Source organism: Curtobacterium sp. VKM Ac-2865, from assembly GCF_015350905.1.
In the GTDB taxonomy this organism is placed as follows: Bacteria; Actinomycetota; Actinomycetes; order Actinomycetales; family Microbacteriaceae; genus Curtobacterium.
Genome location: NZ_JADKRZ010000003.1, coordinates 318,407 through 330,625, shown reverse-complemented (window position 1 = coordinate 330,625; position 12,219 = coordinate 318,407). Strand labels below are relative to the sequence as shown.

Sequence of the window (12,219 nt, the reverse complement as noted above, 5' to 3'; positions counted from 1 at the left end):
CCTCACGACGAGGGCCGGGGCGTTCGGTCAAGCGGTGCGGCGACGACTAGCGGCGCAGACCGAGACGCTCGATGAGCGCACGGTAGCGGGCGATGTCGACGTTCGAGAGGTAGCCGAGGAGGCGGCGACGCTGGCCGACCATGAGCAGCAGACCACGACGCGAGTGGTGGTCGTGCTTGTGCTCCTTGAGGTGCTCGTTCAGGTCGTTGATACGACGCGTCAGAACGGCGACCTGGACCTCGGGGGATCCGGTGTCGCCCGGGTGGGTCGCGTACTCTTCGATGATCTCCTGCTTGACCTGTGCATCAAGTGCCATGGTGATCCCCTTCTGTCCGTTGCGCGGTGCCCACACCTGATGTGTGAGCGCTCTTTGTCCGCGGCCGTTCGACGGCAACCTGGAGAGCCTACCAGAGCACTGGACCGCCGAGGGCGTCGGCAGGGTCAGACGGTGCGGGCGCGCAGGCGTCGGCGCCGGGGTGCCGGCAGCAGGCTGCGGACGAAGCCGACCAGCGTGGCGCCGAGGAGTCCGCCGAGGCCGTTCGACAGCACGTCGCGCGGGTCGGACACGCGGTACGGCAGCAGGGCCCCCTGGGCGAGCTCGATGCCCGCGGACAGCCCGACGGCCACGACGGCCGCCAGGAACCACCAGCGCCGCGGCAACCACATCGCCGCGATCATCCCGACGGGGACGAACATCGCGATGTTCGCCAGGAACTCGGTGCGGTCGTACGTCAACCACGACCCGTGCGGCAGGTGCTGCGCCCAGGCGATGGCGTGCAGCACCAGGGAGTTCTCGGCCGACGTGAACACGTGCGGCGTCAGCGTCATCCGCCAGATCACCCAGGCGTAGGCCGCCGTGAGGGCGAGGAGGAGGAGTTTCCGGAGCATCCGGACAGTGTGGGGCACCGTCCTGCGCGGGACCTGGAGCGCTCCTGGGCAGCAGCAGCGCCGATGCTGGGCGATCGCCGGTGCGGGGTGGCCGTGGACACCGACGGGTGGAAGCATGGGCATCGTCGCGACGCGCGGTGGTGACCAGGGAGGACCGCTCGATGCCGGACCAGCAGCTGCCAGCACACGACCGCGCGCCCGGTCCCCGTCGACGGACCAGCGCCGGGCGCCAGTGGGCGTGGATCGGCGGGGCCGCCGCGGTCGTGGTCGCGGTGGTCGTCGGGGTGGCCCTCTGGCTGCCGACCGTGCCGAACGGCCCGGACGGGCGTCGGATCGTCGACCGACAGACCGCCGCCCAGGCCTTCCCCGGTGGACTCGCCCGGCAACCCGCCAGTGCGAACCAGGCCGGCCGACGGGAGACCCAGGCACGGGCCGACGGCGACACCACCACGGCGCAGCGGATCGCCGTCATCGCCGACGAACCGATCGCGACCTGGCTCACGGACCCGTCCGTCACGACGACCCGCGAGACCGTCCGGCAGGTCATGGCGAACGCCCGCCGGCAGGACAAGACGCCGGTCTTCGTCCTGTACACGATCCCCGACCGGGACTGCGGCCACTACTCGAAGGGCGGGACCACCGCGGCGGAGTACCTGCCATGGGTCCGCTCCGTCGTGCGGGCGACGGCGGGGGCGCACGCGGTCGTGCTCGTCGAGCCCGACGCCATCGCGCAGATCAACGTCTGCAAGCGCCTGTCGGACTCCCGGCTGCCGCTGCTCCGCAAGGCCGTCGACGAACTCAGCGGACACGGGCTGACGGTGTACCTCGACGGTGGGAACGAGAACCGCGTGCCGACCGCCACGATGGCCGGCTGGCTGCGGCAGGCCGGGGTGGACCGGACGCAGGGCTTCTTCACGAACGTGTCGAACTTCTACCGCGTCGACCAGGAGCGCGCCTACGCCGACCGGCTCGCCGACGCGATCGGCGGCGACCCGCACTTCGTCATCGACGTGTCCCGCAACGGCCGCGGGTGGCTCGGTACCTGGTGCAACCCGGAGGGTGCCGGACTCGGGCAGTCGCCGCACGTGGCGGCCGGTTCCTCGCGGCTGGACGCCCTGCTCTGGGTGAAGACACCGGGGCTGAGCGACGGTACCTGCAACGGCGGACCGGCGGCCGGGCAGTGGTGGGAGTCGTACGCACTCGACCTGGTCGAGAACCGCAAGGACCCCGACGACTGACGCGAGTGTCGGTGCCCAGGGGTTGCATGGCTGGCATGACCGCCGCCCCGCTCCGCTCCGTCGTCCCGCCGTACCTGCTGCGCGCCATCGCCGACGCGCCGACCGACGCGTTCCCCCGTGCCACCCCGGCGGCACGGACGGCACTGGCGTCACTCGACGCCGTGCAGGCGCCGAAGACCCGGTCGCTCCGTGCCCCGCGCACGGCCACCGCGCCGGACGCGTCACCGCAGCGCACCATCGCCGACGCGCAGGGCACCACCACGCTGCCCGGCTCCGTCGTCCGGACCGAGGGCGCACCCGACACCGGTGACGCCGCCGTGGACGAGGCCTACGCGGGGCTCGGCGCCACCCACGCGTTCTGGCTCGACGTCTTCGGGCGGGTGTCGATCGACGGCGCCGGGCTCCCCCTCGACGCCACCGTGCACTACGGGAAGGACTACGACAACGCGTACTGGGACGGCTCCCGGATGGTCTTCGGCGACGGGGACGGCGAGGTCTTCACGCGCTTCACCGTGGCGCTCGACGTCATCGGGCACGAGCTCGCCCACGGGGTCACCCAGTACACGGCCGACCTGACGTACCAGGGGCAGTCCGGTGCGCTGAACGAGTCCGTCAGCGACGTCTTCGGATCGCTCGTGGCGCAGTACGCCGCCGGGCAGACCGCCGCCGAGGCCAGCTGGCTCATCGGCGAGGGGCTGTTCACGCCCGCCGTGCACGGGGTCGCGCTCCGATCGATGCGGGCGCCGGGCACCGCGTACGACGACCCGGTGCTCGGGAAGGACCCGCAGCCGGCGACGATGGCCGACTACGTCGAGACCGACGACGACGCCGGCGGCGTGCACACGAACTCGGGCATCCCGAACCACGCGTTCTTCCTCGCCGCCACGGCGATCGGTGGGAACGCCTGGCAGGGTGCCGGCGCGGTGTGGTGGGACGCCCTGACCTCGGCCGAGGTCACCGCGTCGATCGACTTCGCCGGCTTCGCACGGGTCACGGTGTCGGCGGCCGACGCGCGGTTCGGCGCGGGCTCCGCGCAGTCCGTCGCCGTGGCCGATGCGTGGCGCACGGTCGGCGTGCTCGACTGACCACCCGGGCAGGCCACGGCCCGGCGTAGGGTCGGCCCCATGCAGATCCTCGTGCGTCGGAGCGGTGGGTTCGCCGGGCTCAGCCGGGGCTGGCGGATCGACACGGACGCCGACCCGGACGGCTGGTCCGACCTGGTCGACGCCGTGCCTCGTGCGGCGCGCCAGCCGGTGGCGCCGGTGCCCGACGACTACGTCTGGACGATCACCGTCGCGAGCACCACGGTCCGGGTGCCGGGCCGCGTGCTCGACGGCCCGCTGGCCGCGCTCGTGGAGCGGGTGCGGACCGAGGGCGAGCCGGACTGACGGGGCCGACCCGGGCCTCCTGGCTGGGTCAGACCACGTCGATGACGGTGAGCCGCCGCGTGGGACGGGTCATCGCGACGTAGACCGCGGCGGCGGCACGGGCGGCGTCCGCCCCGACCCCGTCCGGGTCCACGAGCACCACGCCGTCGAACTCCAGGCCCTTGGCGTCCGCCCCGGTGAGCACCGTGACCGAGCCCGGTCGTGGCGACCCGAGACTCCGGACGTCGAGGTCACCCTGGGCGAGCCGCTGGCGGACCACGTCCACCTGCGCCTCCGGCACGATCACGCCGATCGTCCCCGAGCCGATGTGCGACCGCTCCCCCGTCACGCGGGCGGCGACGGTGTCGAGGACCTCGGCCCGCGACACCGACACGCGCTCCACCGGGTCGCCGTCCCGGACCGCCTGGTTCGCGGTGACGGTGAGTCCAGCCGCGGTGGCGAACGCGCCGGCGGCCTCGACGATGGAGCGCGGGGTGCGGTAGTTCACGGTGAGCTCGGCGACGCGGTGGTCGAGCGGCACCTGCGGCGCGCGGCCCCGGCGGCGACGGGCGAGCGCGCCGATGACGTCCTCCCACGTGCGGGCGGCGCCGGGCGAGGACCCCTGCGCCATGTCCCCGACGATCGTGAACGACCGGAGCGGGTTGCGCCGGGCGAGCACCCGCCACTGCATCGGCGAGAGCTCCTGGGCCTCGTCGACGACGATGTGCCCGTAGGTCCACTCGCGGTCCTCGGCGGCTCGCTCGGCCGTGGAGCGGGGGTCGCCGCCCTCGGCGAACGCACCCGCCACCTCTTCCGCGGAGACGATGCCCTCGACGCCCATGTTCTCGATGGCCTGGCGGGCGTTCTCGATGTCGCGGTTCCGGCTGGCCTTCGCCTGGCGTTTCGCCGCACCGCCGGTCGGGTCGAACGTGCCGAGGAGCTCGGCGGCCTCGTCGAGCAGGGGGACGTCCTCCACCGTGAAGCCGGCGCCGCGCTCCCGGGCGAGCATGGCCCGGCGCTCCGGCGACCAGTTCGGCGTGAGGGACGCCAACCAGTTCGGCCGCGCGTAGAGGTCCTCGAGCAGCTTCTCCGCGGGCAGCGGCAGCCACGCGGTGTTGAGCAGGACGCGGGCGTCGTACGAGGACCGGATGTCCTCGCGCAGCACCTTGATGTCGGCGTCGTCCACCGTCGTGCCGCGCTGTCGGAGCTGCTCGGCGAGGAGCTTCGTCATCGCGTCGAGCGCGCCCTTGTTGAACGACACCCGGGCGACGTTGTGCGGCTTGCCGCGGTCCTGGGCGCGGTGCATGGCGTCCGCGACGAGCTGCGGCGGCACGACGAGCCGCTCGCCCTCGACGTCGAGCTCGACGGACTCCGTCGGCACGACCTGGCGCGACCGGACCGCGCGGCGGAGCAGGTCCGCCATCTCGCCGGAGCCCTTGACCGCAGCGACCTCGCGGCGGTCGTGTCGGGTGGCGTGCAGCCCCGGGTAGAGCGAGCCGAGGGACGCCATCACGACACCGGTCTCGCCGAGGGACGGCAGCACCTGCTCGATGTAGGTCAGGAACGCCGGGGACGGCCCGACGACGAGCACGCCGGACCCGCGCAGGCGCTCGCGGTAGGAGTACAGCAGGTACGCAGCGCGGTGCAGCGCCACGGCGGTCTTGCCGGTGCCGGGGCCGCCCTGCACGATCAGGACGCCCTCCAGCGGGGAGCGGATGATGCGGTCCTGTTCGCCCTGGATCGTCGCGACGATGTCGGTCATCCGGCCGGTGCGCTCGGCGGTGACGGCGGCGAGCAGCGCGCCCTCGCCCTGCAGGTGGGTGCGCTCGTCGTCGTACAGGGTCGCGTCGAAGACCTCGTCCTCGACGCCGACGACGCTGCGGCCCTCGAGCGACAGGTGACGACGGGCCCGCATGCCCATCGGGTACGCGGCGGTGGCCTGGTAGAACGCGCTGGCCCCCGGCACGCGCCAGTCGAGCAGCAGCGGGCGGTGCTCGGCGTCGCGGAGCCCCACGCGGCCGATGTACCGGAAGGCGGACTCGTCGGCGGGCGGGTCCGCGACCTCGAGCCGGCCGAACACCAGCCGGTCCCCGACGCGCTCGAGCGTGTGGATGGTGTCCTCGTAGAGCCGGGCGAAGGCGTCGCGTTCGCTGCGGCTCTGGTGGTTGCCGCCGACGGCCTGACGGCGGGTCTCGGCGAGGCGTTGTTCGGCCTCGGCGGTCAGCTCGTCGAGGCGGACGAAGAGTCCGTCGACGTACGTTCGCTCGCGGTCGATCTCGGTCGGTTCGGACACACGCAACCCTTCGGGACAGGGGTATCCAGTGTAGTCCCCCTGCCCCTCGCGCTGACGCCGCGGTCCGTGGTGCCGGACCATGGACGGACGGGAGGCGCGGTGCCAGCTGGCACCCCTCCCTCGCAGGCTCGGTCGGCGCGCCCCGCGCGACGCTTCGCGTCGCCGCCGAGCGGGGCGCGCCCGTCCGCCCGTCGGCGCTACATCTCCTCGTGCGTGTCCGGGTCGCCGTCCCAGAGGCGCCCGCGCTCGAGGCCGGAGATCGCCGCGACCTCGTCGCTCGTGAGCTCGAACCCGAACACGTCGAGGTTCTCGCGCTGGCGGTCGGTGTCGCCGGACTTCGGCACCGGGACGGCGCCGAGCTGGACGTGCCAGCGGAGCACGACCTGGCCGGGTGTGACGCCGTGCGCCTGGGCCGCGGCGAGGACTGGGGCCTCGGTCATGAGCTCCGACTGCTTCGCGAGCGGGCTCCAGCTCTCGGTGACGATCCCGCGCTCGGTGTGCACGGCACGTAGGGCGGCCTGCGGGAAGTACGGGTGCAGCTCGACCTGGTTGACGGCCGGCGCGACACCGGTGGCGTCGATGATCCGGTCGAGGTGTGCCGGCGTGAAGTTCGAGACGCCGATCGAGCGGACCTTGCCGCTGTCACGGAGGTCCACGAACGCCTTCCACGTCTCGACGAACTTGTCCACCGACGGGTTCGGCCAGTGGATCAGGTACAGGTCGACGTGGTCGAGCCCCAGGTTGCCCAGGGTCTCGTCGATCGACCGGTGCGCCTCGTCGTAGCCGTGGTGGCGACCCGGCAGCTTCGACGTGACGAAGAGCTCGTCCCGCGGCACGTCGGCGTCGCGGACCGCACGGCCCACGGCGTCCTCGTTGCCGTAGTTCAGCGCGGTGTCGAGCAGGCGGTAGCCGCTGGCGATGGCCGTGCCGATCACCGCGGCGCCCTCGTCGCCGTCGAGCGAGTAGGTGCCGAGGCCGAGCACTGGCATGCGGTGCCCGTCGTTCAGCTCGACGGTCGGGGCGACGGGCGCACCGGACGGCATCAGCGGACGCCGAGCAGGTCGATGACGAAGATCAGGGTCTTGCCGGAGAGGAAGTGTCCGCCGCCGGCCGGGCCGTAGGCGAGCTCCGGCGGCACGACGAGCTTGCGGCGCCCGCCGACCTTCATGCCGGGGATGCCCTCCTGCCAACCGCGGACGAGCGCCGCGAGCGGGAAGTCGATCGGCTCGCCACGGCCCCAGGAGCTGTCGAACTCCTCGCCGGACTCGTACTCGACGCCGGCGTAGTGGACCTTGACGGTCGAGCCCGCGGTGGCCTCGTCGCCGTCGCCCTCGACGATGTCGGTGATGACGAGGTCGGTGGGGGCGGGGCCCTCGGGCGCGTCGAACTCGGGCTTGCTGTTCAGGTCAGTCATGTCGGCAAGTCAACCAGACCGCGCACCGAGCAGACGCAGGGGTCCTCCAGGCCGCAGAATGGTTCCACCGTGACACCACCGACTCCCCCGCAGGACACGCCAGCACCGCCGCCGACTCCCCCGCAGGACCCGCCCGCACCGCCGCGCCGTCTCTTCGCCGACCTCACGCCGCTCCGTCGGTCCCCCGCGTTCGCCCGGCTCTGGGCCGGCACGGCGATCGCCGGGATCGGCACGCAGATGACCACCGTCGCCGTCGGCCTCGAGGTCTACGACATCACGAGCTCGACGTTCGCGGTGTCGCTCGTGGGCGTGATCGCGCTGCTGCCGATGATCGTCGCCGGCCTGTACGGCGGCATGCTCGCGGACGCCTTCGACCGCCGCACCGTGGCCCTGGTGTCCTCCGTCGTCGCCTGGGTCGCCGTGGCGCTGATCGCCACGCACTCCTGGCTCGGGCTGCACAGCGTCGCCCTGCTCTACCTGCTCGCGACCGTGAACGCCGTGGCGGCGACGGTGAGCGGGGCGTCACGCTCCGCGATCGTCCCGCGCCTCGTCGGCACCGACCTGCTCCCCGCGGCGAGCGCCCTCGGTGGCATCGCGTCCGGCTTCCAGGTCACCGTCGGCCCCGCGGTCGCCGGGGTCCTCATCGCGACCGTCGGGTTCGCCCCGACGTACACGATCGACGTCGTGCTCTTCACGTGCGCGTTCCTCGGGGTGTTCACCCTGCCGCGGATGGCCGCCGACCAGGGTGCCCTGCGCCCGGGGCTCAGCTCCCTGGTCGAGGGAGCGCGCTTCCTGAAGAAGTCGCGGAACATCACCATGACCTTCGTGCTCGACATCATCGCGATGACGTTCGGTCAGCCGCGGGTGCTCTTCCCCGCGATCGGGGCGCTCGTCATCGGCGGTGGGGCCATCACCGTCGGCACCCTGACCGCCGCGTACGCCATCGGTGCCCTGCTGTCGAGCGTGTTCTCCGGGCCGCTCGGCCACGTCCGCCGCCAGGGCGAGGCCGTCGGCTGGGCGATCACCGTCTACGGCGGCGCGATCTCGGCGTTCGGCGTCGTGGTGGCACTGGCACACGTGCTCGGCGGCCGCGAGGGCGAGTCCTTCAGCACCGGCATCCTGCCCGCGCTCGGAGCCGCCGCGGTGTTCCTCGCCGTCGCGGGCGGCGCGGACAACGTCAGCTCGGTGTTCCGCAACACGATCCTGCAGGCCGCGTCACCCGACGGCATGCGCGGCCGGCTGCAGGGCATCTTCACCGTGGTCGTCACCGGCGGGCCGCGCATCGGCGACCTCTACGCCGGGCTCGTCGTCGCCGCCGGCATCGCGGTGCCGCCGGTCCTGGGCGGGGTCGCGATCATCGGACTGGTCGCGCTGCTCCTGCGGCTCGTGCCGTCCTTCCGCCGCTACGACGCGCTGCACCCCAACGCGAACTGAGTCCGCTCGCTCGACGGGGTGGTCGGGACCACCACCGGACGGGAGGCCCGTGGCGGCGCCGCCACGGGCCTCCCGTCCGGTGGTGGGTCGCGGACGACGTGGGCTGTTCACACAACCGATATCTTCGTACCCATGCCGGACCGCATGTCGCGTGACCTCCAGCGGACCGGGGTCCGTGCGGTCGTGCGTCGTACCTACCACTCGGTGATCCGGCACCGGGTCGTCGACGCCGCGGCGTCCCTGACGTTCTTCGCACTGCTGACGGTGTTCCCGACCACGCTCGCCGTCGTGTCGGCGCTGTCGATCGTCGACCGGCAGGGCGACAGCCTGAGCGACATCATCGAGATCCTCGGGTTCATCGTCCGGCCCGAGACGGCCGTGCACCTCGAGGAGCCCCTCCGGCAGCTCCTCAGCCTGGACAACCCGTGGCTCGGCTTCTGGATCGGCATCGTGCTGACGCTCTGGTCGATGTCCGGCTACGCGACCGCGTTCGGTCGGGCGATGAACACCGCGTACGAGGTCGAGGAGGGGCGCCGGATCTGGAAGTTCCGCAGCATGATGCTCCTCGTCACGCTGCTGATCATGGTCGGCGGTGCCATCGCGATCGTGATCCTGCTCGGCACGCCGACGATCTCGGCGGCGATCGTCGCGAGCCTCGGCTGGGCGCCGTGGGTCGACGACGTCTGGGACGTGGCGAAGTGGCCCGTCCTGGCGGTCGACCTCGTGGTGATGGTCGCGGTGCTGTACTACGCGACGCCGAACGTGAAGACGCCGCAGCTGCGGTGGGTGTCGGCCGGCGCCGGGTTCGCGATCGTCACGTGGGCGGTCGCGACGTTCGGCTTCGCGCTCTACGTCGAGACGATCGGCGGCAGCAACATCGCGTACGGATGGCTCGGCGGTGCCCTGCTGCTGCTCGTGTACCTCTACATCTCCAACTTCGTGCTCGTCGTCGGCGGGGAGCTCGACTCCGAGGTCATCCGGCTGCGGCAGCTCCTGGCGGGCATGGACGCCGACGAGTCCATCCGCCTGCCGCTGCGGGACGTCACGCGGAACTTCACGCTCGCCCGGTGGCGGGACGCCGACGTCGCGGCTGCTCGGCAGGTGCGGGTGTCGGCGGCCGAACGGCCCGAGGACGAGGACCCGACGCCGACCGCGCAGCAGCAGCACCTGCGGGAGGTCGCCGACCAGGTCCGGGTGGGCGAGCGGCCGATGCCCTGACGGGTGTCGGTTCTGCCGGGGTCGTGCGCGGCTGCAGCGGGGTCGTGGGCGGCTGCGGCCGGGGTCGTGCGCGGTCCTTCCCACAACGCCCGCAATGGGATGCGAGAACGCGCGTCGGGGGTCAGAAGGATCGACCGCCTACGCGCGAATCGACTCGCTACGCGCGATCTGAGCCGCGACGCGCGATCCGACCCGCCGCGTTGCGACCCGCCGCGAGCGGCTCGGCAGGGTCAGCGGCGCCGTGCCTCGGCGTCCAGCATCTCCTCGGTGACCACGGGGATGGCACCCGTCGCGAGCTCGATCCCCGACAGCCGGGCCGGGCTCAGCACGCGGTGCACCTGGTCCGGCTCCATCAGGCCGGCAGCCGTGACGAGCGTGCTGATCGGCGTCGAGGTCGTCAGCGCCGTGTGGGCGATCGACGCCGCGGCCGCGTAGCCGATGTACGGCGTCAGGGCGGTGACGACGCCGACGTTGGTGTCGACCTGCGCCGCGAGCTTGGCCTCGTTGGCCTCGATCCCCGTGACGCAGTGCTCGCGCAGCGTCGCGCAGCCCCGGGTCATCCACTGCAGGGACTGCAGGATCGAGTGCGCGATGATCGGCTCGAACGCGTTGAGCTGGAGCTGCCCGGCCTCTGCCGCCATCGTCACGGTCGCGTCGGCCCCGGCGACCGCGAACGCGATCTGGTTCACGACCTCGGGGATCACCGGGTTGACCTTGCCGGGCATGATCGACGACCCGGCCTGCCGCGCCGGCAGCGTGATCTCGCCGAAGCCCGCCTGCGGCCCCGAGGCGAGCAGTCGCAGGTCGTTGCAGATCTTCGAGAGCTTGATCGCGCTGCGCTTCACCGTGCCGGACAGCGTCATGAACGAGCCGGCGTCGCTCGTGGCCTCGATGAGGTCGGGCGCGGTGACGACGTCGATGCCGCTCGCCACCTGCAGCTGCCGCCGGACCTCGTCGCGGTAGAGCGGGTCCGCCGTGATGCCGGTGCCGATCGCCGTCGCGCCGAGGTTCATCTCCGCCAGCAGCGGGGTGACCCGGCGGAGCAGCAGGGCGTCCTCCTGGATCGTGTGCGAGAAGCCCATGAACTCTTGCCCGAGGGTCATCGGCACGGCGTCCTGCAGCTGGGTGCGCCCGACCTTGAGCACGTCCGCGAACGCCCGACCCCGCTCCGCGAAGGCGTCCGAGAGCTGCTCGATCTGCTCGATGAGCCGCCCGACGCCGAAGATCATCGCGATCTTGATGCTCGTCGGGTAGGTGTCGTTCGTCGACTGGCTGCGGTTCACGTGGTCGATCGGGTGCAGGTACGCGTAGTCGCCGCGCTCACGCCCGAGGATCTCCAGCGCACGGTTCGCGAGCACCTCGTTCGTGTTCATGTTCGTGCTCGTGCCCGCGCCGCCCTGCACCACGTCGACGACGAACTGCTCGCGGAGGGCGCCGTCGCGGACTTCCTGCGCCGCCTGGTCGATGGCGTCCGCGCGTTCGGCATCGAGCACGCCGATCGCCTTGTTCGCCCGGGCAGCGGCCTGCTTCACGGTCGCGAGGGCCTCGATCAGGTCCGGGTACACCGAGATCGGCACGCTCGTGATCGGGAAGTTCTCCAGCGCCCGCAGGGTGTTGATCCCCCAGTAGACGTCCGAGGGCACCTCCCGCGTCCCCAGGGAATCGGTCTCGGTGCGGGTCCCAACACTCACGTGTGCCTCCTCGTCGTGGTCCACCACCCGAGGCTAACCCAGTCCGTCCGGCCGGTCCGGTCGCGGGGGCGGGGCCGGCGGCGGCGCGCACGGTGCGGGTTCGCCCAGCCGGTGCGAGGTTGCCCTCCCCGTGCGCGCCGACGAGCGCGCACCACGTGCACGACGGCGCACCGGCGGGTGCCGAGCCGGGGCGTACAGGACGGGAGGCTCGGTGCCAGGCCGCCACGAGCCTCCCGGCCGGCACGGTGCCGGTTCGCACGGCCGGTGCGGCGTTGCGCGCACCGTGCGCGCTCACGACGGCGCACCACGTGCACGAGGGCGCACCAGCGGTGCGCCGCGCGTCAGTGGAACTGGGGGACGATGAGGTAGATGCCGTAGAGCACGGTCGCGGCGCAGACCACGAAGCACGCGACCGCCAGGGTGCGGAGGCCACGGACGGCCCCGGTCGACCCTGCCGGGTTCGGGAACCCGGCCGTGGCCGGACCGATCGTGCCGTCGTCCTTCACGGTGAACTTGCCCGCGCGGGTGTCGGCGGCGCTCCAGAAGCGGAGTCCGACCGAGTACACGGAGACGACGAAGCAGGAGGCGACCACCGCGACGAGCGCCACGGTCAGGAAGGCGAACCAGTCGATGCCCATCAGCGGCGTCCTCCCTCGGGGAAGGCGAGACGGTGACC

At 72.5% G+C, this 12,219-nt stretch carries 12 protein-coding genes; 5 read left to right on the top strand and 7 right to left on the bottom strand.

The window, feature by feature from the left end; translation table 11 throughout:
- Positions 1-46: 46 nt before the first annotated feature.
- Together rpsO and ITJ54_RS10330 are read right to left on the bottom strand one after the other, a co-directional pair.
- Positions 47-316, bottom strand: coding sequence for a 30S ribosomal protein S15 (gene rpsO, locus ITJ54_RS10335; protein WP_123653908.1), 270 nt, complete (start codon positions 314-316; stop codon positions 47-49).
- Between the two features lie 125 nt (positions 317-441).
- Entirely contained in the window at positions 442-888 is a 447-nt protein-coding gene (locus tag ITJ54_RS10330) for a VanZ family protein (RefSeq protein WP_194627972.1), read from the bottom strand.
- Positions 889-1,049: 161 nt separating this feature from the next.
- On the opposite strand from ITJ54_RS10330, the gene ITJ54_RS10325 reads away from it, so the two are divergent.
- Genes ITJ54_RS10325 through ITJ54_RS10315 form a run of 3 tightly spaced genes read left to right on the top strand, consistent with a single transcriptional unit; the run spans position 1,050 to position 3,514 of the window.
- Positions 1,050-2,126 (top strand): glycoside hydrolase family 6 protein, encoded by a 1,077-nt coding sequence (locus tag ITJ54_RS10325; RefSeq protein WP_194627971.1) that lies wholly within the window; start codon positions 1,050-1,052, stop codon positions 2,124-2,126.
- A gap of 35 nt (positions 2,127-2,161) precedes the next feature.
- A complete protein-coding gene (locus ITJ54_RS10320; RefSeq protein WP_194627970.1) occupies positions 2,162-3,211 on the top strand; it encodes a M4 family metallopeptidase in 1,050 nt (349 codons plus the stop codon).
- Positions 3,212-3,250: 39 nt separating this feature from the next.
- Positions 3,251-3,514 (top strand): protealysin inhibitor emfourin, encoded by a 264-nt coding sequence (locus tag ITJ54_RS10315; protein WP_194627969.1) that lies wholly within the window; start codon positions 3,251-3,253, stop codon positions 3,512-3,514.
- 28 nt (positions 3,515-3,542) lie between these two features.
- On the opposite strand, the gene ITJ54_RS10310 is transcribed toward ITJ54_RS10315, so the two are convergent.
- The 3 genes from ITJ54_RS10310 to ITJ54_RS10300 form a co-directional block, all read right to left on the bottom strand.
- Positions 3,543-5,786 (bottom strand): HelD family protein, encoded by a 2,244-nt coding sequence (locus tag ITJ54_RS10310; RefSeq protein ID WP_323741678.1) that lies wholly within the window; start codon positions 5,784-5,786, stop codon positions 3,543-3,545.
- A gap of 197 nt (positions 5,787-5,983) precedes the next feature.
- Positions 5,984-6,775, bottom strand: a complete 792-nt coding sequence (locus tag ITJ54_RS10305; RefSeq protein WP_228509079.1) for an aldo/keto reductase — start codon at positions 6,773-6,775, stop codon at positions 5,984-5,986.
- A gap of 53 nt (positions 6,776-6,828) precedes the next feature.
- Positions 6,829-7,200, bottom strand: coding sequence for an FKBP-type peptidyl-prolyl cis-trans isomerase (locus tag ITJ54_RS10300; RefSeq protein WP_194627964.1), 372 nt, complete (start codon positions 7,198-7,200; stop codon positions 6,829-6,831).
- Between the two features lie 69 nt (positions 7,201-7,269).
- Here ITJ54_RS10300 and ITJ54_RS10295 point away from each other — a divergent pair, with 69 nt between their 5' ends.
- Positions 7,270-8,634, top strand: coding sequence for an MFS transporter (locus ITJ54_RS10295; RefSeq protein WP_194627962.1), 1,365 nt, complete (start codon positions 7,270-7,272; stop codon positions 8,632-8,634).
- Between the two features lie 132 nt (positions 8,635-8,766).
- On the top strand, positions 8,767-9,852 hold the full coding sequence (locus tag ITJ54_RS10290) for a YihY/virulence factor BrkB family protein (protein ID WP_194627960.1): 1,086 nt from the start codon (positions 8,767-8,769) through the stop codon (positions 9,850-9,852).
- 230 nt (positions 9,853-10,082) lie between these two features.
- Here the strand turns inward: ITJ54_RS10290 and ITJ54_RS10285 are convergent, their stop codons facing one another.
- Positions 10,083-11,543: an aspartate ammonia-lyase gene (locus ITJ54_RS10285; RefSeq protein WP_323741677.1), complete on the bottom strand. Its 1,461-nt coding sequence runs from the start codon at positions 11,541-11,543 to the stop codon at positions 10,083-10,085.
- 341 nt (positions 11,544-11,884) lie between these two features.
- Positions 11,885-12,181 carry a hypothetical protein gene (locus ITJ54_RS10280; RefSeq protein ID WP_194627955.1) on the bottom strand — a complete coding sequence of 99 codons (297 nt, stop codon included), beginning with the start codon at positions 12,179-12,181 and terminating at the stop codon, positions 11,885-11,887.
- Between the last annotated feature and the right edge of the window lie 38 nt (positions 12,182-12,219).

What these genes read in the sequence shown, in the direction of transcription:
- ITJ54_RS10315 (WP_194627969.1), top strand. Translation starts at nt 3,251, where the DNA reads ATGCAGATCCTCGTGCGTCGGAGCGGTGGGTTCGCCGGGCTCAGCCGG.
- ITJ54_RS10325 (WP_194627971.1), top strand. Translation starts at nt 1,050, where the DNA reads ATGCCGGACCAGCAGCTGCCAGCACACGACCGCGCGCCCGGTCCCCGT.
- rpsO (WP_123653908.1), bottom strand. Translation starts at nt 316, where the DNA reads ATGGCACTTGATGCACAGGTCAAGCAGGAGATCATCGAAGAGTACGCG.
- ITJ54_RS10320 (WP_194627970.1), top strand. Translation starts at nt 2,162, where the DNA reads ATGACCGCCGCCCCGCTCCGCTCCGTCGTCCCGCCGTACCTGCTGCGC.
- ITJ54_RS10300 (WP_194627964.1), bottom strand. Translation starts at nt 7,200, where the DNA reads ATGACTGACCTGAACAGCAAGCCCGAGTTCGACGCGCCCGAGGGCCCC.
- ITJ54_RS10305 (WP_228509079.1), bottom strand. Translation starts at nt 6,775, where the DNA reads ATGCCAGTGCTCGGCCTCGGCACCTACTCGCTCGACGGCGACGAGGGC.
- ITJ54_RS10280 (WP_194627955.1), bottom strand. Translation starts at nt 12,181, where the DNA reads ATGGGCATCGACTGGTTCGCCTTCCTGACCGTGGCGCTCGTCGCGGTG.
- ITJ54_RS10330 (WP_194627972.1), bottom strand. Translation starts at nt 888, where the DNA reads ATGCTCCGGAAACTCCTCCTCCTCGCCCTCACGGCGGCCTACGCCTGG.
- ITJ54_RS10290 (WP_194627960.1), top strand. Translation starts at nt 8,767, where the DNA reads ATGCCGGACCGCATGTCGCGTGACCTCCAGCGGACCGGGGTCCGTGCG.